Annotated in this window: 22 protein-coding genes and 3 tRNA genes; 16 read left to right on the top strand and 9 right to left on the bottom strand. The window is 44.0% G+C overall.

From position 1 onward, the window contains the following. Positions 1-597: 597 nt before the first annotated feature. A complete protein-coding gene (pssA, locus tag L5M49_RS06875) occupies positions 598-1,449 on the bottom strand; it encodes a CDP-diacylglycerol--serine O-phosphatidyltransferase (protein ID WP_263265698.1) in 852 nt (283 codons plus the stop codon). 94 nt (positions 1,450-1,543) lie between these two features. Here pssA and L5M49_RS06870 point away from each other — a divergent pair, with 94 nt between their 5' ends. Next, positions 1,544-2,011 carry a DUF4124 domain-containing protein gene (locus L5M49_RS06870; protein ID WP_263265697.1) on the top strand — a complete coding sequence of 156 codons (468 nt, stop codon included), beginning with the start codon at positions 1,544-1,546 and terminating at the stop codon, positions 2,009-2,011. 271 nt (positions 2,012-2,282) lie between these two features. Here the strand turns inward: L5M49_RS06870 and clpB are convergent, their stop codons facing one another. The 3 genes from clpB to rluD all read right to left on the bottom strand — a co-directional run bounded on the left by clpB (position 2,283) and on the right by rluD (position 6,765). After that, a complete protein-coding gene (gene clpB, locus L5M49_RS06865; protein WP_198573010.1) occupies positions 2,283-4,856 on the bottom strand; it encodes an ATP-dependent chaperone ClpB in 2,574 nt (857 codons plus the stop codon). A gap of 199 nt (positions 4,857-5,055) precedes the next feature. Beyond that, positions 5,056-5,790 (bottom strand): peptidoglycan editing factor PgeF, encoded by a 735-nt coding sequence (gene pgeF / locus L5M49_RS06860; protein ID WP_263237404.1) that lies wholly within the window; start codon positions 5,788-5,790, stop codon positions 5,056-5,058. Next, entirely contained in the window at positions 5,791-6,765 is a 975-nt protein-coding gene (gene rluD, locus L5M49_RS06855) for a 23S rRNA pseudouridine(1911/1915/1917) synthase RluD (RefSeq protein ID WP_212601714.1), read from the bottom strand. 122 nt (positions 6,766-6,887) lie between these two features. On the opposite strand from rluD, the gene L5M49_RS06850 reads away from it, so the two are divergent. From L5M49_RS06850 to hmpA, 6 genes are all read left to right on the top strand, one after another. Continuing rightward, positions 6,888-7,649, top strand: a complete 762-nt coding sequence (locus L5M49_RS06850; protein ID WP_105249967.1) for an outer membrane protein assembly factor BamD — start codon at positions 6,888-6,890, stop codon at positions 7,647-7,649. A gap of 227 nt (positions 7,650-7,876) precedes the next feature. Continuing rightward, a tRNA-Phe gene (locus L5M49_RS06845) sits at positions 7,877-7,952 on the top strand. 54 nt (positions 7,953-8,006) lie between these two features. Then, positions 8,007-8,093: transfer RNA gene (locus tag L5M49_RS06840), tRNA-Leu, on the top strand. A gap of 68 nt (positions 8,094-8,161) precedes the next feature. Next, positions 8,162-8,248, top strand: a tRNA-Leu gene (locus L5M49_RS06835). Between the two features lie 165 nt (positions 8,249-8,413). Further along, positions 8,414-10,039, top strand: a complete 1,626-nt coding sequence (locus L5M49_RS06830; protein WP_263265696.1) for a methyl-accepting chemotaxis protein — start codon at positions 8,414-8,416, stop codon at positions 10,037-10,039. A gap of 249 nt (positions 10,040-10,288) precedes the next feature. Next, a complete protein-coding gene (gene hmpA / locus L5M49_RS06825; protein WP_263265695.1) occupies positions 10,289-11,482 on the top strand; it encodes an NO-inducible flavohemoprotein in 1,194 nt (397 codons plus the stop codon). A 96-nt stretch (positions 11,483-11,578) separates the two neighbouring features. On the opposite strand, the gene L5M49_RS06820 is transcribed toward hmpA, so the two are convergent. Further along, positions 11,579-12,301 (bottom strand): pseudouridine synthase, encoded by a 723-nt coding sequence (locus L5M49_RS06820; protein WP_263265694.1) that lies wholly within the window; start codon positions 12,299-12,301, stop codon positions 11,579-11,581. Positions 12,302-12,461: 160 nt separating this feature from the next. On the opposite strand from L5M49_RS06820, the gene L5M49_RS06815 reads away from it, so the two are divergent. After that, the gene (locus L5M49_RS06815; protein ID WP_212601711.1) at positions 12,462-13,388 is read left to right on the top strand and encodes a TPR end-of-group domain-containing protein; all 927 of its coding nucleotides are present in this window, start codon (positions 12,462-12,464) and stop codon (positions 13,386-13,388) included. A 106-nt stretch (positions 13,389-13,494) separates the two neighbouring features. Here L5M49_RS06815 and L5M49_RS06810 read toward each other — a convergent pair whose 3' ends face one another. Then, entirely contained in the window at positions 13,495-14,130 is a 636-nt protein-coding gene (locus tag L5M49_RS06810; protein WP_198573006.1) for a helix-turn-helix transcriptional regulator, read from the bottom strand. 147 nt (positions 14,131-14,277) lie between these two features. On the opposite strand from L5M49_RS06810, the gene L5M49_RS06805 reads away from it, so the two are divergent. Both L5M49_RS06805 and L5M49_RS06800 read left to right on the top strand, forming a co-directional pair. Beyond that, a complete protein-coding gene (locus tag L5M49_RS06805) occupies positions 14,278-14,892 on the top strand; it encodes an NADPH-dependent FMN reductase (protein ID WP_028759265.1) in 615 nt (204 codons plus the stop codon). A 56-nt stretch (positions 14,893-14,948) separates the two neighbouring features. After that, entirely contained in the window at positions 14,949-15,365 is a 417-nt protein-coding gene (locus L5M49_RS06800; protein ID WP_212601709.1) for a VOC family protein, read from the top strand. 92 nt (positions 15,366-15,457) lie between these two features. On the opposite strand, the gene L5M49_RS06795 is transcribed toward L5M49_RS06800, so the two are convergent. After that, complete coding sequence (locus L5M49_RS06795; protein WP_198573004.1) at positions 15,458-15,796, bottom strand: DUF1971 domain-containing protein; 339 nt, start codon at positions 15,794-15,796, stop codon at positions 15,458-15,460. A 240-nt stretch (positions 15,797-16,036) separates the two neighbouring features. Here L5M49_RS06795 and L5M49_RS06790 point away from each other — a divergent pair, with 240 nt between their 5' ends. After that, a complete protein-coding gene (locus tag L5M49_RS06790) occupies positions 16,037-16,507 on the top strand; it encodes a YcxB family protein (RefSeq protein WP_263265702.1) in 471 nt (156 codons plus the stop codon). Between the two features lie 70 nt (positions 16,508-16,577). On the opposite strand, the gene L5M49_RS06785 is transcribed toward L5M49_RS06790, so the two are convergent. After that, positions 16,578-17,141, bottom strand: a complete 564-nt coding sequence (locus L5M49_RS06785) for an acetate uptake transporter (RefSeq protein ID WP_113939919.1) — start codon at positions 17,139-17,141, stop codon at positions 16,578-16,580. A 790-nt stretch (positions 17,142-17,931) separates the two neighbouring features. Here L5M49_RS06785 and L5M49_RS06780 point away from each other — a divergent pair. From L5M49_RS06780 to L5M49_RS06760, 5 genes are all read left to right on the top strand, one after another. Then, positions 17,932-18,168 (top strand): hypothetical protein, encoded by a 237-nt coding sequence (locus tag L5M49_RS06780; RefSeq protein WP_263265693.1) that lies wholly within the window; start codon positions 17,932-17,934, stop codon positions 18,166-18,168. 362 nt (positions 18,169-18,530) lie between these two features. Next, positions 18,531-19,394, top strand: coding sequence for a MipA/OmpV family protein (locus tag L5M49_RS06775; RefSeq protein ID WP_263265692.1), 864 nt, complete (start codon positions 18,531-18,533; stop codon positions 19,392-19,394). A 5-nt stretch (positions 19,395-19,399) separates the two neighbouring features. Continuing rightward, entirely contained in the window at positions 19,400-19,810 is a 411-nt protein-coding gene (locus L5M49_RS06770) for a DUF3019 domain-containing protein (protein ID WP_028759258.1), read from the top strand. Then, entirely contained in the window at positions 19,810-20,523 is a 714-nt protein-coding gene (locus tag L5M49_RS06765; RefSeq protein WP_006080570.1) for a response regulator, read from the top strand. Before L5M49_RS06770 ends, L5M49_RS06765 begins: the two co-directional genes overlap by 1 nt. Positions 20,524-20,534: 11 nt before the next feature. Then, entirely contained in the window at positions 20,535-21,803 is a 1,269-nt protein-coding gene (locus tag L5M49_RS06760) for an ATP-binding protein (protein ID WP_263164175.1), read from the top strand. Positions 21,804-21,901: 98 nt separating this feature from the next. Here the strand turns inward: L5M49_RS06760 and L5M49_RS06755 are convergent, their stop codons facing one another. Continuing rightward, on the bottom strand, positions 21,902-22,207 hold the full coding sequence (locus tag L5M49_RS06755) for a DUF1289 domain-containing protein (protein WP_263265691.1): 306 nt from the start codon (positions 22,205-22,207) through the stop codon (positions 21,902-21,904). Between the last annotated feature and the right edge of the window lie 146 nt (positions 22,208-22,353).

The following is a 22,353-nucleotide window of genomic DNA, read 5'->3' as shown; positions in this document are numbered from 1 at the left end:
AATTTTTGACTGCCAACCCGAAGGTTAAGCAGTTTCGATTAACTCAACACCTGTGAGTGTCCACACAGATTTCTTGTTTTATCTTGTTAAAGAGCAACTCAATATTCGTAAGAGAACTTGAGTACCACACTGAGCGTCGAACGCTTCCAGTTGGCTAGGGCTGCGTATTCTACGCATTTCCCGTTTCGCGTCAAGGAGTTTTTGCAAACTTTCTTAACACTCATCAATCAATAAACTCATTGATGAACTTTCACATCAGGCTGCTTAACGCTGTCTGCCGTGTCAGTGGATGCGCATTATAGGCAGCAGAAGATTTTGTGCAAGGGCTTTTTTAACAATCTGCGCCAAGCGAATAAATAACCACCAAACTGCAGAAATATACTGCGATACTGAGCAATATCGCTGTTTGGGTTGATAAGTCTGGCAGAAGGAATAGCCTATTGCTGGAGTTTTAATAGATTGAATGGGCATAAACAGAAGTTGATAGCTATTTTTCGCTATATCTATCAGCAAACCTCTAAAAACGTTATGCCCTGTGTGATGTCTTACTCTTATTTACACCTAGCTAATGATAAGCAATGCTCAAAAGAACGAGCCCTAAGATTTATGCTCTTCTTGTTTCTCTTTCTCGAGATCTGTAACGACTTGAGTTTGTGCAGCGGCTTGGGCCGAGGGAACCGTTTCGACATTCGCCACGACATCATCTCCTATAACATGTGCGACTTTGAGTTTTCTCACAGTTCGAATCGTAATGATTGGGCCTGAAATCGCATATAAGTAGAAGCCGACACATAAGATCAATGCAGGTTGAACTGACACCACCACAAATACACCGACGACCAGTAAGATCACGATAAAGTTAACCTTGCCACGCCAGTCAATTTCTTTAAAGGAGTGATAGCGGAAATTGCTGACCATCAGTAAACCGGTTGCTGCAGTAACAAGGGCCGCAATCCAACTGATGTTTCTTCCATCGAGACTATATTGATTACCAAGCCAAATACTGCCAGCAATAACAGCGGCGGCAGCCGGGCTGGCGAGACCTTGAAAATAACGCTTATCGGCAACGCCAACTTGCGTATTAAATCGAGCGAGCCTGAGTGCCGCACCTGCACAATAAATAAATGCCGCCAACCAACCAATTTTACCTAAGTCGGCTAATGCCCAATTGTAGGCGAGTAGTGCTGGCGCCATTCCGAAGGACACCATATCCGCCATACTGTCGTATTCGGCACCAAAATCACTTTGGGTATTAGTCAGTCTTGCCACTCGGCCATCGAGCCCATCACAAATCATGGCAATAAAAATGGCTATTGCAGCAGCTTCAAAGTTAGCATTCATGGAAGCTATCACAGCATAAAAGCCAGAAAACAATCCTGCTGTCGTAAAAAGATTAGGCAGTAAATAGATACCTTTATTCTTTACTGTTTGATTTGAAGAATTTTGCATACACTTATTACGCTAGTTCAGTGAAGAGAAGTTAGCTTTCAAGATAACATATTTTATTATCATGTCGATGAGAGACCAGTTAGGGATAATTTCGATGTTAAAAGTGAACATGTTCAGAACAATACTGTATCGATGGCTCTGGCTCGGCCTTTTCATTGGCCCCGTTTCTGCGGGCGTTATCTATACTTGGGTCGATGAAAATGGGGTGACACATTACAGCCAGCAAGCCCCACAACAAGAAAGCATCAAAACATCAAAACTCTACAGTGAAGATTTAGAGCAGGCGAAAGTCGGTTTTATCGCGCCGATAAAGAAAGCTGAGTCGACTGCTGAAGCCAATGAATTAGAAAAGTCAGCGGCACTGATTAAAGAAAAAGACGCCAAACAGGCTAAATCCATTTGTGAGAGTGCAAAACACAATTTAGAAATACTCACAACGCACACTAAGCTTATCCGCCAAACTTCCGATTCGGGTGAATCTGTCGCTATGACTGAAGAAGATCGCCAAGCCTCGATTGCCCAGCAGCAGGAAAGAATCAAACTCTTCTGTGATAAGAAGTAACCAAATTTACTATGCCACTACATTAATGAACAACGATTAACGCTAATGCAATAAAAAAGGAGCCGAGTTAAAAACTCGGCTCCTTTCGTTTTAGTGCTTGAAGCGGGAGCGATACTGACTAAAACAGCGCTATCTCTTATTGCAAGATAGTTTATTTCAAGCTCGTTCATTCAAGAACGCTTATTGCAGTTCGCCTATTTCAACGTATTCAACTTCAAGCTTGCTGTTAACGTATCGCATTCAAACAACACACTAAATTACTAGCTACGGGTTATTGCTCGAACACTAACTCGCCACCCGCACAGCTGACCTTGATCGGTTTACCCGGTAACAAGTCACCACGCAGTAATTTCTGCGCCAGCGGGTTTTCGACTTCTTGCTGCAATGCCCGTTTCAACGGTCTTGCACCATACACAGGATCGAAACCAATTTCCGCAATCAGTGATAATGCGTCGTCGGTGATCTCCAATGTATAGTCCTTTTCAGCCAAACGTTGGCGTAAGGAAGCAATTTGTATCGAAGCAATACGCTTGATATTGGCAGCATCCAATGGATGGAACACCACAGATTCATCGATACGGTTTAAAAACTCGGGTCTGAAACTGTGAGTGACCACATTCATTACCGCCGCTTTCATCTCTGCATAGGTCACTTGACCAAATCCTTCTTGGATAATGTCGGAGCCTAAGTTCGAGGTCATGATGATCACTGTATTTCTAAAATCGACAGTACGACCTTGACCATCGGTTAAGCGTCCATCATCAAGCACTTGCAGTAAAATGTTAAACACATCGGGATGCGCTTTCTCGACTTCGTCGAGCAATATCACTGAATAAGGTTTGCGACGAACGGCTTCTGTTAAGTAACCGCCCTCTTCATAACCTACGTATCCTGGAGGCGCACCCACTAAACGCGATACTGAGTGTTTCTCCATAAACTCAGACATATCAATCCGCACTAAGGCCGATTCGGTATCAAATAAGAACCTCGCCAGTGATTTACACAGCTCAGTTTTACCTACACCCGTTGGGCCTAAGAACAGGAACGAGCCAATCGGGCGATTTGGATCCGCCAGACCCGCGCGGCTACGACGAATCGCATTCGCGACCGCATCGACGGCTTCGTTTTGACCGATCACTCGTTCATGCAGTGCCACTTCCATTTGCAGTAATTTTTCGCGCTCGCCTTCAAGCATTTTCGATACGGGTATTCCCGTCGCTTTCGACAATACTTCGGCGATTTCGAACTCAGTAACCTTGTTACGCAATAACGTCATGTCCTGCATTTCGGCTTGCGATGCCAAATCGAGCTGTTTTTCAAGTTCAGGTATACGACCGTATTGCAGCTCAGACATCCGAGTTAAATCACCCGCACGACGCGCCACTTCTAAGTCCATTCGAGCCTGTTCGAGATCGGCTTTTATGTGCTGAGTGCCCGCTAATGCGGCTTTTTCAGTACGCCAGATTTCGTTCAACTCTGAAGCTTTCGCTTCAACGTCACGTAATTCCTCTTGCAGATGGTCAAGCCTGCGACGACTCGCCTCATCATTTTCTTTGGCTAACGCCTGCTCCTCCAGTTTGAGCTGGATAGCACGACGTTCGAGCCTGTCGAGTGACTCAGGTTTTGAGTCCATTTGCATACGGATACTCGATGCCGCTTCATCGATCAAATCGATCGCTTTATCGGGTAACTTACGGTCCGACACATAGCGGTGCGACATGGTCGCTGCCGCCACAATCGCCGGATCGGTAATTTCCACATGGTGATGCAGCTCATAACGTTCTTTCAGTCCACGCAAAATGGCAATGGTGTCTTCAACGCTTGGCTCATCCACCAGCACTTTTTGGAAACGACGTTCAAGCGCCGCATCTTTTTCAATATACTGACGATACTCATCGAGCGTTGTCGCACCCACACAGTGCAAGTCACCACGTGCTAACGCAGGTTTGAGCATGTTCCCCGCATCCATTGCGCCTTCACCTTTACCGGCGCCGACCATAGTATGCAGTTCGTCGATGAAGAGGATCACTTGACCTTCTTCCTGCGCTAACTCATTCAATACCGCTTTTAAACGTTCTTCGAACTCACCGCGATATTTAGCGCCCGCAATCAATGAGCCCATATCGAGGGATAAGACACGCTTATTTTTAATTCCCTCGGGGACTTCACCATTAACGATACGCTGGGCAAGTCCTTCAACAATCGCCGTTTTACCCACACCCGGTTCACCGATAAGGACGGGGTTGTTTTTACTGCGACGTTGTAACACTTGGATCGTACGGCGAATTTCATCGTCACGGCCGATCACAGGATCTAACTTGCCTTGTTCAGCTCGCTCGGTCAGATCGATAGTAAACTTCTTCAACGCTTGGCGTTGATCTTCAGCGTTCGGATCATCCACTTTTTGGCCGCCACGCATTTGTTCAATGGTTTGCTCCATCAACTCTTTGGTCGCGCCGGCTTTTTTCAACGCTTGCGCAAGGGCATCGGCACCTTCTAACGCAGCTAATACAAATAATTCGCTAGAAATATATTTGTCTTTACGCTTTTGCGCCAATTTATCGCACAGATTTAATAAACGGATTAAACCTTGGGATAATTGCACATCGCCGCCCGTACCTTCGACTTGAGGTAAGCGTTCCAGCTCTTGACTCAAGAGCGATCGCAGCGCACTCACTCGAATGCCAGCTTGGGTCAATAAGGGATGGATTGAACCTGAATCTTGGTTCAACAATGCCATCATCAAATGCAGCGGTTCAATAAACTGATGATCACGCCCAAGTGCGAGTGACTGGGCATCAGAGATGGCAAGCTGAAATTTATTGGTCATACGATCGAGTCGCATACAGCCTCCTAACACTCATATAGTAGAGATATGCCAATCCATAAGACATCTTGCCAATTTAGTGGCTTTAAAATCAGTACCGCTAATGGAGAGATCTAAATAGGATTGGTATTACATTTCGTTAGTTAAAAGATGGGGGCTATTTAGCCAAATTCAAGAGAATAACGCGCAAATAAATACAAACTGTAGGGGAATTAGCTTAAGACTTAAGCCAGATCAATGAAGCCATGCGTCCCGTCACCTTATCGCGACGATAAGAGAAGTAATCCGTGTCGCTGACTGTGCAGATATCTGCGCTATAAATATGGTTTATACCGAGTAAACTCAAGCGTAATTTAGCCAAGCCAATAATATCGGCAAGATACTTGTTACCACTTGGAATAAAACACGCTGCCGACTGCGGATGTAAAGTACAAAAGGCTTGCTGTACTTCAACACCGACTTCAAATTTTTGTGGACCAATAGCCGGGCCGAGGTAGGCAATCAACTCATCCATAGGTGAACTAAACTGCGCCGCGGTGGCCTCAATCACGCCATCACATAAACCACGCCAACCGGCATGGGCTGCAGCCACTTCGGTTCCTGCTTGATTACACAACAACACAGGTAAACAATCGGCAGTCATTATAGCGCAAACTAGGCTCGCGGTTCGGCTGTAACAGGCATCAGCAATCTGTGTATCCACAGCAGGAGCTAAGCTCAGCGCATCTAAATTAAGCACATGAGTACCATGCACTTGCTCGAGCCAGACAGGCTCAGCGGTTAACGCTAATTGTTTGCAGAGTAATTCACGATTAGCCATCACCAGCTCTGACGCATCACCGACATGCAGTCCAAGATTCAAACTGTCATAGGGATGCACGCTCACACCGCCATGACGATTTGTCATAGCGATGCCAACATTAGCGGGAACAGGCCAATCGTGATTAAACACTTACAAATACTCGATAGGATGCTCGACTGTGTCTTGACGCAGTGCTTTCGTCAAAATCACCATGTCTTCAGGAATTGGCGCGTGCCAGCTCATGATTTCACAACTCACAGGGTGCGCTAATTCAAGACGCACAGCGTGCAGAGCTTGGCGCTTGAAGTTTTTCAGAATATCAAAAAACTCTGGGCTGGCCCATTTCGGCGGTTTTGGACGACCACCATACACAGGATCGCCCACTAATACGTGGCCTATGTATTCCATGTGCACACGAATTTGGTGAGTACGACCCGATTCAAGGCGCAATCTTAGACGAGTGTGGTTACGGAATTTTTCCGCCACACGATAATGCGTCACAGCAGGTTTACCTGAGTGATGCACCGCCATATGAGTACGTTTCGTTGGATGACGACCAATCGGCTCATCAACAGTACCGCCACCTGTCATAGTCCCCATCACAATCGCTTCGTATTCACGAGTGATTTCACGGGCCTGCAAGGCGGCAACTAAATGGGTTTGCGCTTCAACGGTTTTGGCTACAACCATTAAACCTGTAGTATCCTTGTCCAGACGGTGCACAATACCAGCACGTGGTACATGCTCAATATCGGGACAATGGTGCAATAGTGCATTCATCAAAGTGCCATCGGCATTGCCAGCACCAGGGTGAACCACGAGTCCCGCTTGCTTGTTGATCACAATAATGTCGTCATCTTCATAGACGATATCCAGATCAATGGCCTGTGCCGCTGCGTGAACTTCTTCTTCAAGAGTGGCATCTATGAGTATCTGTTGCAGCTCATAAACTTTCTCTCGGGGCTTATTAACGACAACGCCGTCAACATGAACTGCATCAGATAGGATCCATTCCTTGATGCGCGTGCGCGAGTAATCTGGGAACAACTCTGCTAGGGCCTGATCTAATCTCAGTCCAGTTTGTGTTGCCGAAATCTCGCTTTTTAGATTAATCTCTTGTGTCATAGGAACCGTATCCCCATTTAGGGGTCAAAAAATGTGTGCTATCTGTTACAATCGGATGTTTTCTATTTTATAGTGAAATGGAAAAATTCTTAACTACAACTTAAAAAGAATTGAATTCAAGTATGTATAAATTTTCCAAAGGCGTTACCTTAGTCCTATTTTCACTAGCGTTATCAGCCTGTAGCAGCAGCCCTGATGATAACGATATTGCCGCCAAAACGTCACCTGATGTACTTTATACTCAGGCAAGAACCTCTATGGAGCTTGGCAATTACTCTAAAGCTGTCCGTTCTTTGGAAGCGTTAGACTCACGCTTCCCCTTCGGACCTCACAAAACTCAAGTCCAGTTAGACCTGATATATGCTTACTATAAAATGGACGATGTCGCTTCTGGTATTGCGAACATAGACAGATTTATCCGTCTTAATCCAACTCACCCAGATGTAGACTATGTGTTCTATATGCGCGGTTTAGTGAACATGCAAGCCGACAATTACATGTTCCACGACATGCTTAATATCGACCGAACCGATCGTGACCCTAAAAATGCTCAAGATGCTTTCAAAGATTTTGATCGTCTTATCAAAACCTACCCTAACAGCAAATATGCCGCCGATGCGCAAAAACGCATGTTAGCGTTGAAGAATCGCTTAGCAAAATATTCAATTCAAGTTGCCGAGTATTATCTCAAGATGAATGCATGGAGCGCCGCAGCAATCCGAGCACAATCTGTAATGGAAACATACCCTGGCACCCCTTCAAATGAACGGGCATTAGAGATAATGATAGAAGCTTATGGCGAATTAGGTCAGAGCAAGCTGAAGCAAAACGTGCTCATGGTAATGCAAGCTAACTTCCCAAACAATGAAATCTTATCAAACTAACCGAGAATGCCCCTTTAATAGGGGCATTTTTTGCTTGGTGACCCTAATAAGCCATAAATAGATAACGCTAAGTTCTCAGTGTGGATAGTGGTTTGGCTATTTTTACATCCTCAATACCAACACAAATGACACTTTCGTGTAAATCTTATCCAACTGAGTCACTTTTTCCGTTATTTAGTAAAAATCTATTGACTCAAAACCCGAAAAGCCTTTAAATTGCGCCCGTCGCCCGAATAGCTCAGTCGGTAGAGCAGAGGATTGAAAATCCTCGTGTCCCTGGTTCGATTCCGGGTTCGGGCACCATCTTTAAATGGGTTGCGATAGCGACTTATGTTAGAGAACTGCGATAGATACAGTGCAGGTGTGGTGGAATTGGTAGACACGCCAGCTTCAGGTGCTGGTGCTCGCAAGGGCGTGGAGGTTCAAGTCCTCTCACCTGTACCAAATTGCAGTTCAAAAGTTAAGATTCACAGTGTTAAGATTGTCAATTCGATGAAATATCGAATAGCCATGCAGATGTGGTGGAATTGGTAGACACGCCAGCTTCAGGTGCTGGTGCTCGCAAGGGCGTGGAGGTTCAAGTCCTCTCATCTGTACCAACATTTAAACCTCGCCAAGCGAGGTTTTTTTGTATCTAAAGCAAAATAAATTTTCTGTAACTCTCCCCTCTTTCCTCAGATTTGCTATACCTATTGTTACAGACTCATCATAGGGATAGATAGAGTTCTGCCTAAAGGACTCTTTAGTTCACTGAGGCTATCCATATGAACGGTTTACAAATAAAACAAAAAATGTTTATCGGCATTCTGGTTCCCCTTTTAATGCTAATGACGATTGGTTTTCTCGCCATTAATATGATGGGTAAAATTGAATCGGGTGTTGAACGTATCTATGGCGATAGAGTTGTGCCACTAGACGATTTAAAAGTGATTGCTGATAAGTACGCGGTCGATGTTATCGATGCGGTCAATAAGGCGAACGCGGGTGGTTTCACCGCCTCCCAAGCAGCTGAAGCGCTAGACAGTGCCAAATCTACCATTACCCAGCATTGGCAAAAATACTTAGCCACTGAACTTACCTCAGAAGAATCCCGACTCGTAAAACAAGCCGAAGTGCTGTTCTCACCCGCGAATCAACAGATTGACACTCTGGTCTCACGCTTAAGAGGATTAAATGGTGATGTATCAAGCCAATTATCGGCCAATATCCTGCCGCTTTACCAAGTAATAGACCCCATCAGTAACCAAATATCTGAACTGATTGCACTGCAAATTCGCGTGGCAGGCGAAGAAAAAGATCGTGTGAATGCCATTTACCAATCTTCAATCACTATTTTTGTAGCATTAGCCTGTGCCGCCATGATTATCAGTATTGTGATTGGGCTCTGGGTCAATCGCAGCGTGATGAACCCTATTAATGACATTCTCAGTAAACTTAAGCTGATCCATCAAGACTCAGATCTTACCGTCAAATTCACTACTTTTAATCACGATGAGCTAGGACAAATATCCACTAGCCTCACCCAAGTTATTGAACACTTGCGGGGCATTCTTCATTCGATTGCCGAAGCGGCAAATACCGTTAATAGTTCAGCAAATGAGTTAAGTAGCTTCACGCAGGCAACCAATAAACGTATGCAACAGCAGCAAGCCGAAACGGAGCAAACTGCAACGGCCATGAATGAGATGACGGCAACGGTCGCAGAAGTCGCCCAAAGCGCATCTGCGGCGGCAGATTCAGCCAAAGATGCCGATACCTATGCCGCCAATGGCAATAATATTGTAATGCAATCGATTAGCAGTATGTCGCAATTATCTGATCAAATTCAAAAAACGGCACAAGTCATTGGATTTCTGTCTAATGAGAGCCAAAATATCGGCCGCGTACTCGATGTGATAAAAAGCATTGCCGAGCAAACCAATCTATTGGCATTAAATGCCGCCATTGAAGCGGCCCGCGCGGGGGAACAAGGCCGCGGCTTTGCAGTCGTTGCGGATGAAGTGCGGACCCTTGCGCAGCGCACCCAAAAGTCTACCCAAGAAATTGAGGCCATGATTGCCACACTACAACAAGGCGTTAAAGAAGCAGTTAACGCTATGGAAATAGGTATAAATCAAGTAGATGATGCTAATGATAAAGCGAATCAAGCAGGCCAAGCACTGAAAGAAATCGTCTCCTCAGTAGATAGCATCACAGAACTTAATACTCATATTGCGACCGCTGCCGAAGAACAAAGTAGCGTTGCCGAAAGCATTAATCGCAGTATTATTGCCATCAGCGATATTGCCGAACATTCCACCGCATCGGCGGCTGAATTAAGTGAATCTGTGGTTAATTTAACTAAACTCGCCAACAGCATGCGCAATCAAGTGAGTGCATTTAAACTCTAAGTCAAAAAACCACACCATGACTGCAATAAGCTTTGCTGTTGCAGTTAACCTCCCTTAAATAATCTGTAATATATTGAAATAATAAATTTATTTATCATTCCCCTATCTCGTACCCGCTTTGATAAAGCACTTCAAATGACCTTAATCACGCTTATCGGTAGCACGAATTGCGATAATCACTATTGATCCAAATCAAATAGATCTTTAAACTTATTTAACATTCATAATATTTACACGTTAAGGATTTTCATGTTGGACAGCCGTACAATCCAAGTTATCAAGAGCACTATCCCCTTACTCGAATCCGCAGGCCCTGCGCTGACGACCCATTTTTATGAACGTATGTTCAAACATAATCCTGAACTAAAAGATGTATTTAACTTGGCACACCAGCATTCTGGTGGCCAGCCTGTTGCCCTGTTCAACGCCGTCGCGGCTTATGCTAAAAATATTGAAAACTTAGCGGTGCTAAGTTCGACTGTCGAGCGCATTGCCCAAAAACATACAGGCTTTCTGATCAAGCCTGAGCAATATGCGATCGTCGGCAGCCACTTATTGGCCACCCTTAAAGAGTTAGGCGGCGATGCAGTAACAGAAGAAGTATTAGAAGCTTGGGCGCAGGCCTATGGATTTTTAGCAGATATATTTATTCAACGAGAAGCTCAAATTTATCAGGAACATGCAGAACAAGATGGCGGTTGGGTGGGTGAGCGTCAGTTTATCATTAGCGCGAAAAAGACTGAGTCCACAGTCATTACCTCCTTCATATTGACGCCCGAAGATGGTAAGCCAGTTAAAGATTTCATTCCCGGTCAGTATTTAAGTTTGAAACTAAAACATCCCAATTTAGCATATGAAGAAATCCGCCAATATTCCCTATCCGATGCACCGAATGGCAACAGCTACCGCATCAGTGTGAAACGTGAATTAGGGGGCCAAGTATCTAATCTGCTACACGATACCATGCATATCGGTGACAAAATTGCAGTTATGCCGCCGGCGGGAGATTTTATCTTAGAAGTTGGGGCGGACATCCCCGTCGTGCTCATTTCGGCAGGAGTGGGTCAAACACCGATGAAAAGCATGTTGAATCAATTGATCAAGTTGCAACATCCAAGTGCTATTACTTGGCTACATGCCTGTGAGCAAGGTGATGTACATGGTTTCAAACAGGCTATTCACACCAAGCGCCAGCAACATCATAATCTGAAGAGCCATGTTTGGTATCGCAAGCCGAGTTCAACCGATGTGGTGGGTACAGATTATGATTTTGAAGGACAAATGGAATTAAGCAAAGTCGCAGATCAACTGCTTCCCCATGCACGTTACTATTTCTGCGGGCCTATTGGATTCATGTCAGCCATCAAGCAACAATTACTCGCTCTGGGTGTCTCAGCTGAAAACATGCACTATGAAGTATTCGGCCCCCACGCCGATCTCTAATCCCATGTCACGGGCTTGGGATACTTGACTCTCAAGTCCATTTTTAGATTTAGAATACGCAGAATAATGGCTGATAAATTGAATTACCCTATGTCTCTAAGCTACCGGTTTGCAGCGGATACAAGCCACTTCTGCGGCAGTCAGCATACGACTTTCGCCTGATGCCAGAGCTTCATCCAACACAATATCACCTATTGATAATCTATGTAGACCAACAACTGGGTTTCGAAAGCGACCAAACATCCGCTTAATTTGATGGTACTTACCTTCCTTTAAAGTCACTTCAGCAACATGATCAGCAAGGATCACCAATTTAGCGGGCTGAGTCATTATATCTTCAAAGCTGAAATACATACCTTCGGCAAATGCGGCGATATATTCTTCAGTTAAGGGATTAGCTAAGGTGACGCGATACACTTTATCGACCTTATGCGTTGGTGACATTAGTGCATCAGACCAGCGGCTGTCATTGGTCAGTAATAATAAACCCGAAGAATTTAAATCTAGTCTACCCGCGATATGTAACTCATCACGGGCTTCGCAATCGAGCAAATCAATCACGGTTTTATGCTGAGTATCTTTAGTCGCGCTCACCACGCCAATCGGCTTATGCAACATCAAATAAACTGGCGTGTTGGCCTGTAATATTTGCCCATCGAGTTGGATGTGAGAAAACTCATCCACTTGCCTATCCATGTCCTTCACTATCAATCCATCGACACGAACTCGGCCCAAGAGTAACAGTTCACGCACCGCTTTACGGTGAGTGTGTAACTGGGTACAAAGATAACGATCGAGTCGGCCGCGCTTAGACTGCATAACACCACAAATGACGAAATATGAATGGGATAGCCATTCTAGCAGGATGCGAGTTCAGGTCATAGCGAGCCAATACAGTAAGCATCACAGAGGTTATTTAGAGCAAAATTAGATCAAACTAGGCAAAATTTGTTAAGCTAGGCGTTCAATTCATCTTATTGTGAGTGGTTACCGCATCAAAAACTTATCTGCAAGTCCCGTTATGATACGTTCGAACCTGCTATTTTTAGCCTTGTTTTTAGTGATACTCGCGAGCTCATTCTTCACTCAAGCGAGCGATGCAGTAAATCCCCCTGAAGCGCCTCAACCTTTCGCCATCCATGATAAACCGCTGATAGAGCGCTACGTCTTCGATGAACTCAAATCCCTCAGATACGATCAACAGGATCTTGAGCGGCGCCTCACCATAGATATCACAGATCGCGAACTGGCCGTTGCCGACAAGTCGATGAATTACGCCAATGTCACTGTCACTTACTTCTTTTATATGATCGCCGGCGTCGCCTCTTTAGTTGCCTTTATCGGCTGGCAATCCCTACGGGAAATCAAGACACATACCGCCAAACTGGCCGCGAATCAGCTGCAGAGTATTGCCGAACAATACGAAGAAAAGTTCAAATTACTCGAGCAAGAACTCAAGCATAAGAGTCGTACTATCACGGATAATAATCGTGAAATAGAAGTGATTAATGAAATTCATAATCTGTGGCTACGCGCCCAAAGTGCCCAGACACCCGAACAAAAAATTGAAGTCTACGATGAAATCCTCACGATTCGACCTGGAGACTTGGAAGCGCTGACCTACAAGGCCGATGCAGCAATGGAAATGCGCGAATTTAATTGGGCACAAAGCCTATGTAATCGTGTTTTAGAGGTTGACCCGACTAACGCCCATGCTTTTTATCAAAGAGCCTGCGCTTTTGCGTGTTTAGGTGTTGAAGATAGAGCAATTTCTGATTTGGAACGCGCTATCCATAACAGCGCATCCTTCAAAGAGCTAGCGTTGGATGAAGCTGATTTCTCACAACTTAAAGGGCATCCTCGTTTCGAAACCTTATTGGCCTATCACGAACCTGATAAGCCCTAAGCTCCGAGGTTTAAGCCCAGAACGAATGCTTAATATATAGTGTTAGCGTTCAGTAACGTTTTATCCCACAGATAAAACGCCTCAAACGAGCAACTTAAGTACACTACTAGGCTATCGTCGCAACTTTAATTGCCTCAATCTTATATGCACAGCGGCGAGCACCTTCGATGATATGTTCTTCGCGGCTCACCACGGCAATATCAGCGAATAACTGCTGGAAAAGTTGCAACTCTGAGCGGCAAAAGTTTAAACATTTAGTCGCTGCGGCGCAGATTGGACAATGATTTTCGAGTAAAAAATACACGCCATCGATGTGTTCCATGGTCGCCATATAACCTTCGTTCGAGCGTAATTTCGCAAGTATGGCCAAACGTGTCGGAATATCAGTAGCACCTTCCATTGCCGCACGATATTGGACTAACGCACTTTGCTCCCTGTGACCGATAAGCTTATCCAAGCCTTGGTCGCCAAAGATCATTTTTACCGAGTCAATCAGCTGTACCGTCAATTCCTCATGGCGATCGGCAAAGTGAGTACGGCTTTGTTCAGTCAATCCCCAGTAACGTGTTGGGCGACCGCGGCCTTCAACTCGATCCTCAATATCCACATCGCCCATATCTTCCAAAGCTTGCAGATGTTGACGCACCCCCATAGTCGTTAACGCCAATTCCTCCGCTAAGGTTTTAGCAGTAAGCGGGCCATGCAACTTGAGTAATTGAATAATCTTATCAGTAGTTTTCATTGAGTCTCCCCGATTTCAGCCGAAGCATTATCTCCCAATCTCCGCTGCTTTAACAGATTAAATAAACTTTTTTATTTACTTTATCCTTTACAATATTAAATAAAGCAATTACCTTACAAATAATTTATAAACAAATAGGTTTACTTAATGAAATTACTCATCATCAGCACCAGCCAAAGACCCGATTCACAAAGTGCTAAAGTCGGTCGTTATATCGCGGAAAGCAGTTTCTCATCTCCCCACAACATGGGTTACGACACGATACATCACTTAGAACTATGCCTGTTTAATCTGCCCTTTTGGGATGGAGAAGAAGACAACAAAGGTGAACACTGGCCCGAAATAGAACACAGAGTCGATGAAGCCGATGCGCTAGTGCTGATCACCCCGGAATGGGGCGGCATGGCATCACCATTACTGAAGAACTTTTTGTTGATGTGTACTCGCGAAGAAACCGCCCATAAACCCGCCTTATTAGTTTCAATATCGGATGGTATTAGCGGTACCTACCCTATCGTTGAAGTGAAGATGAATGCCCTTAAAAACAATAAATTAGTGCCCATACCCGATCACTTAATCATCCGCAATGTCAGCCATGTACTCAATGCCATCCCTGAGAGTGCCCGCGATATCGCGCTTAGGGAAAGAGTGCAATACAGCTTATATATGCTGCATCAATACGCCCAAGCATTAGCCCCCATTCGTGAACAACATGCCAATCAAGCGTACCCAAAACAGCAGGAATACTGTTACGGTATGTAAGCGGCTTGAGATTTTAACCACCAGCAACAGACTAAAATCATTACAAGGAACGCATTATGATTCATTTAGAGCATATCAATTTAGTGGTAGACGACATCCCCGCAGCACTGCGCTTTTATCAAGCGGCTTTCCCCCATTGGCGTGTTCGCGGTGGCGATAAAGGCACTTGGTACGGCAAACCCCGTAATTGGATTCATTTTGGCGATGATTATCAATACATTGCTTTTAGTGACAATGGTGAAGGTGAAAACCGCGATTTGGCTGGTCATCAAATTGGACTGGCGCATTTTGCCTTTGTGACCGACAACTTAGATGCTGTGATAGCAAGACTGACCCAAGCAGGTTTTCCTATTGCCAAAGATGGCATGGATGATCCCTATCGACGCAATATTTACTTCTTCGATGCCCATGGCTTTGAAGTGGAATTTGTGGAGTATTTAACTGATATTCCAAAGGAACGAAATCGCTATTAGTGCCATTTGCTATTAGCGTAAATCGGTTATTAGCGAGAAGTTGCCAGCAGCTGCTAACCGCGCGAATTGGACTGAGTGTTAGGTGCTAGGTGCTATTCGCTTCGCTCGGATTGTTGCTGCGCCACTATGGCCGAATCCTTATGGGCATAAAAGTGGAGTCTAAACTGAGTATCTTCGGTCAGTAGCTCCACTTTATGCCAATATTCAGGATGTGAAATGGCGGTTTCACCTGCGCGAATAATAATTTCTTTATCTAACTCGCCCCTGCTACCCGTAAAGCCGTAAAACTTTAAGCTGCCCGCCAACACTTGGATTTGCCCATACACGCCAGCCTTAGTATTGTGCATATGAAGCAACATTTTAGGGACGTTGTCATGGTTGAAAACCGGCGTTGATTTGTAATTTACAAAATCTTTGGGGACTAAGGCCATGATGTTTGCACTCCTTGTGTCAAATCACGAAAATCGAACAATGCTTACGGCAAGACTAATATAGCCGTTGCCGTATTTCTGTCCAACTCATATCTTGACCTGTATTAACGAGCGGGTTTGAACGTCGAATTTGAAAACACCAAAGTGCTAATTCATGCTTGCAATAGCAAGGTTAGTTACTTTCATCACTGTAATCGCTACACTAACCCGCATTAAGTGCCACCTCAATTAGATGACATGATGCCAACGCCCTATTCATATTCCACAACGTATATTTTAGATAAAGCCCATTTCGATGAATGCTATACGCAATCAGTGGTACCAGATCCCACGCTCAAACCTTACTACAAAGCCATTGGATTAACACTGATAGGTATCGCGCTTATTTTCACCGATATTAGCCTTTATTTAGCTTACTTTTTTGTTGGGTTAGGTGTTATCGAAGCGCTCAATGTGAAGTATCACAAAGCATGGTGGTTGATGCGTCAGATGATGAGTAAAGCGGCCAGCAATGAGGTCACACTCACTATTGATGGGCAAGGGATTCATACTCAATCCATGTCTGTGACCAGCCAAATTTTATGGACCGACATTTACCGGATTAAAGAAACTGAAAAAGGCTTCTTGATCACCCACAAAGCAGGCACGAGTTATGTTTCTCTCCGTAGCTTAGATGAAGCAGCTGTGGCCTATATTAAAACTAAAATGTAATACAGCTAAAAACACCCATAAAAAGGCTGATCTTCATCAGCCTTTTTTACAACTCTGCATTGCTGAATCGTTACTTTTTCAATTCACCCACCGGTAAAATCGTACGGCCATACTCATTATTAAGCACCTGCGCCATCGCAAAATAAATCGCACTCGCACCGCAAAGTATCCCTTCAAAGCCCGCAATAGTGCCAATCAAGGCGCTACCCGTAAAATCACGCGCCGCCAGCAGAAAAAATAAGATAGTTAAAGAAGCAAACACAAACTGTTTGGCTCTTGGATAACGCAAAGAACCCACAAACATAAATGCCGTGAATATGCCCCAAAGCGTTAAATACCAGCCCATAAAATACGTTGGACTCGCCGCAATGCCAGCATTAGGCATTAAAATGAGGCCCACTAGCGTTAACCAAAACAAACCGTATGAGGTAAATGCCGTCGTACCGAAAGTATCGCCGCGCATGAAACACATAATCCCCACAATCACTTGACCAATGCCACCGTAAAAAATCCCCATGGCTAAGATCATAGAATCAATAGGGAAATATCCCGCATTATGAATGTTTAACAAAATTGTTGTCATACCAAAGCCCATTAAACCTAATGGCGCTGGATTAGCCAGTTTTGTAGACACAGAGTTCCCCTAGAGAAAAATCAATAATTCAATAAAAATCAATAGCATTTGCCATTAATCTTATGCACGCGCACCTGCGAGAGCGGCGCATTCTAGAGGATAGCTATAATCTTAGCAATGTAATCATCAAAAACAAACGAACACATAAAAATAAACAATAAAAACATAAAGTTAAAATAACAAACTGTAAAATAAAATTTAAACTAAAAAACACATAAAAATTAATTCTTTTTAATTCAATATTCTAGAAAAAAACGGCCTACAACATGCGTCATATCTCATTTTATATGACTTCTTATAACTACCGCATAATTCAGTTAACAGCGGCGATTAAACCTTCATTAAAAATCGACCATAAACAGTGATAATAATGCACTTTATCGCAAATAAGTCCTTAAAGTGATGTAAGCAGCACTTTTGAAAGAAATCCAAGTTCTACTGTACACACAATTAAGCGCATAAGTTTAGTGCAGAGTTTCATCAATAAATTTCAAACACAAGTTCAGAAGAGCCAACTTAGCACGCATGAGTTCAGAGCATGCAGTGAGCCTAACTCAAGCAGCAAAAGATGCTGAGAATGAATCAAACTAGAGCAAATAAAGTACACTCAGCCAGCCCATTTACTTGAAGCGAATCAAGGGAAAACAAGGTAAAAAACCTTAATCAAGAAAGGTGAAAATTATTTATATCTAAAACAGAATAGCAGTGATAAATTGCTGATGTTGGCACAGTGGTATTAAGAGAATGCTTCTTAATCTGTGGTTGGCAATACATAACTAAAGGAAATAAAATGAATAAGTTATCAGCTGTTTTTACTCTATTGGCATTAGTAAGTTTCACTTCCTTTGCTGACGACTCCTCTTTACCGCCTGCACCAGCAGCCGATCTCGCTCAGCTGAAAGAAGTGTGCCAGCAGATGGCCTCTGAAGATCAAGTCGAAAATGCTGAGCTAAAACAATATGTGCTTGATTGTGTAAACGATCAATTGACAGAAATGGGCTACAAGTCAGTTACTGAGGTCTATTAATCTTCATTCTAATCTCTGTGTTATTACCGCAAAGTAGGTTATTCGGCTTCAGTCTGTGCCATTCACACTTGCGAATGGCATTATTATTTCCAAGCAACACAGCTTTTACATCATAATTAACATCATTTCAGTTACACTCGAAACTTATAAAACACAAAATTTAACATCCACAATTAACCGTACGAAAGCTGCCAAGATAAGCTTTTAGCATGACTATCAACATATTGTGCAATCCATAAATTTATTATTTAATTGATAGCTGTATCATTTTGCATCTGCGTGAATGAAACCACTGTTGAATTGAGCATAAAATGCTAATCTGTTTTCCTGTATTGTTAACCTCAGCCCTTAATCGTTAAATCATGTATCGTATTCTTTTTGTCCTCATTACAAGTTTAAGTATTTTGCCTGCAATCGGAATGGCGAAAGAAGCCTGTGCACCAGAAAATCAATGTATTGAGATGAACAACTGGGATCTAGGCATCGCCATAGGCTGGGGACAAAAAAGCAATCCACTCAGGGATTTTGACGATATTCCATTGTTCTTTATTCCAACTGTGGCCTATTACGGCGAACACTGGTTCTTCGACAATGGTAATTTAGGTTATACCTTAGCCGAGCAAGAAAGCTTTACAATTAACTTAGTAACAAGTTATAGCTTAGATAGAGCCTACTTCTATCAATGGGACCCATCAAATATCTTTTTGAATCGTGGTACTCAAGTTGAAGCCAAAGCCATAAATAGTATGACTTTGTCGACTGAGCCCGAGCCTGAGTTTAATTCCTTAGAGACTCGGAACTTCACCTTACTTGGCGGTGCCGAAGCATTCATCTATACGCGGCTCGGCATTATTCGATTGGCGTACACCCATGATATGTTTAATGTGCATCAAGGTTCAGAAGCACAAATAAAATGGACCTATGGCTGGGATTACGATCGTTTCATTTTTGAGTTTGCGCTGGTATTTGATTGGAAGAGCCAAGCCGTAGTGGATTATTATTACAGCGTTAGACCCAGTGAAAACGCCTATTGGAGCGAAAAATATCAAGCAAAATCAGGTTGGGATAAAGGTGCGGAAATGACGGCCCGTTACATATTAACTGACAATTGGGATCTACTGTTGGCAGTTCGTTACACTCTAATTGCCGATGAGATTGCCGCCAGTCCCTTGTTAGACCAAGACTATAGCAGCACCTACTTTATCGGCGCTGCCTATAGGTTCTAACGTTAGTGACACTGCCTCAGTTAAGCTTGCTTTGCTTTATAGGTCTAAGCCTCGGCTTGATGGGCCAAAGTTCAGCACAAGCCAAAACTCGCGACTCGGCACTCAAACTCACACCCGAAATTTGCATCACAAGTTCAGAAACTGAGGCCTGTGACGTCTATATAGAACTACAGTGGGAACTCGCTAAAGATGAGCTTATCTGTATCTTGTCCGACAACGCCGCCTATCCCAAATGGTGCAGTGATTCAGTTTCAACCCATACGTTAAGCATGAAAATCCACACTATGACGGATATTCAATTTGTCATGGTGAGTAAAGACAGTAACCAAACTTTGGCTGGTGCCAAACTTAAAATCACTTCTGCATCACAACCTCAGGTTCGCAGACGTTACCGCAACCCTTGGAGTTTATTTTAATGACAAGCCCACAATCGAACCACAGAGTATTATTGGTTGAAGACGACGTTCGCCTAGCAAACTTGATTGTAGATTACCTAAAATCCCATGGTATGCATGTTGAAGTTGAACGCCGTGGCGATACAGTGCTAACACGATTAATCAATTACAAGCCAGATATCATACTGTTAGACATTATGCTACCGGGCATGGATGGTCTCACTCTGTGTGAGAAACTGCCCGATTATTTCGCAGGTCCAATCCTATTGATGAGCGCACTTGGCTCAAGCGAAGATCAAATCAAAGGACTAGAACTCGGTGCCGATGACTACGTGGTCAAGCCCGTCGATCCTGCTCTGTTAGTTGCGCGGATCAACAACTTACTTCGCCGTCAGAATCAGCCACCACAGGCAGAATCACATTGTCTAACCTTCGGTAAATTGAGTATCGACCCGCATACCCATGCGATTCGTCTTAATGAAACTGAAATCGATCTCACCAGCCATGAATTCGAATTGCTGTGGTTACTGGCCTCGCAAGCGGGCCAAGTGCTCAGCCGTCAGTATATTTATCAGTTGTTACTCAATATTGATTTCGATGGTAAAGATCGAAAAATTGACGTGCGGATCTCTAGATTACGTAAAAAACTCAACGATAATATTGAGACACCTTTCAGAATTAAAACCGTTTGGGGACAAGGTTATCTCTTTGCTCCTGAAGCTTGGAATAACTAAGCACAAATACAGTGAAACGTCTCTTTATCAGTTTATATCTGCTACTCAGTCTCAGCGTGCTTGGGATTGGCTGGACACTCGACAGCCTGTGGCAGAAGAATGTTGATGACAATAATGCCCTCGATGCGCCGTTAGTGGCATTGGCGCAATTATTAGCTGAATTACCTCCCGATGCCCGCCAACGGTATCTGGAGGCGATCCCAGCGAACCCTGTGATGCCACTGCAATTACTCAATGCAGATCAAGTCGCGCTGGCAGATAATCAAGCGTTAAGCACAAGCAAGGTGTTCACCACCACGGCCAATGATGATAGCTTGCTGCAATTTATTCGAGTAGACGATCAAGTTTTAATGGCGGGGCCGCTGGACATCGATCCCAGAGCCAACCTTCGCAGCCTGTTCACCCTGTTCTTTTATTTATCGCTCGCCCTCGTTGCGCTAATTTGGGTCGGCCCGCTTTCACGGGATTTGAGCATACTGCGTAAGGCCACCAAAGAATTTGGCGAAGCCAAATGGGACACGCGGATTACCCTGTCAAATCGCTCCCAAGTTAAGCCCTTAGCCAATACGTTTAACGAAATGGCGCGACATATCAGCGCCTTGATTGAGAACCAGAAACACTTATCTAATGCGGTATCCCATGAGATCCGCACGCCACTGGCGAGGCTCAAATTCGCTCTTGCACTTATGCCTATGTATTGTCAGCCAGATTCGGACGAACAGAAGCGACAAGACTTTCTCGATGAAATGCAGCTCGACATCAAAGAAATGGAAGACTTACTTCAAGAACTGCTGACCTACGCCAGCTTAGAGTCACAGCGAGAAGGTATCCAGTTGGATGAGTACGATTTAATTAATCTCATCAATCAAAGTATTAAGCGCCTAGAAACCTTAAGTCCAACGCCTATAACGCTCAAAGCCGAAGTCGAAAAACTGCCCTTATTCGGAGAACCCGCATTAATCGAACGGGCGCTACAGAATTTACTGACCAATGCTCAACGCTTTGCCCGCACTGAAATCATTATTGAGGTTAAGCAGACCCAGCACAGGATCAATTTAAGTGTGACTAACGACGGCGAACCTATCCCTGCGGTGGATTTACCGAAAGTGTTCGAGCCATTTTATCGCAGCCAATCGGTACAGAATGGAAATAAAGGACATGGTTTAGGCCTTGCGATCATCAAACGGATTATGCAACGACATCAAGGGAATGTGAGTGTTACCAGTGATGCACAACATACTCGATTTAGTTTAATCTGGCCGAAGAAGCGTAAGCTGTAATAGGGATAGGGATTAAACGACTGCGGGTCTGTTATTCATCTAACTCGCTAATTCTACAAGTCAGTTAAATAAGACTATTTAACAAAGTATTCAAGATATTAGTCTAGATCGAAGCCACCAAAATCCAGATCGGCTTCGGGCTCAGGCTCAAAATTCAACTGTGGGTTTAACGCTGCTCTTTCTTGCTCTATTTGTGCTTGCCTTGCTTTCATCATCGCTAACTGGCGACGACGTTTACGTTGAGTACACAGGCGAATGACATCATACTTTTGCGCATCTGAAAACGTTAACCAATTGAATCTTTCGTCACGGCTTCGCAGGCAACCATTACAGTAACCGCGCGCATCGGTAACACACACACCGATACAAGGACTCGGGATATCAAAAAAGGCTAACTGTTCCATAACCTGCCGCTATTCCTATCTAAAAATGAACCATACTCAAAACGACCAGCGCTAAAAAAGATACCGTTGGATTGCATTCAAAGCGATTCAAATACAACACACTTATCTAAAGTACTTGCAGAAACAACCTTAATCAAGGCACATTG

It is taken from the genome of Shewanella sp. SM74, from assembly GCF_025653725.1.
Taxonomy (GTDB): domain Bacteria; phylum Pseudomonadota; class Gammaproteobacteria; order Enterobacterales; family Shewanellaceae; genus Shewanella; species Shewanella oncorhynchi.
The sequence above is the reverse complement of the archived record's forward strand: the minus strand, read 5'-3'. Positions and strand labels throughout refer to the sequence as shown.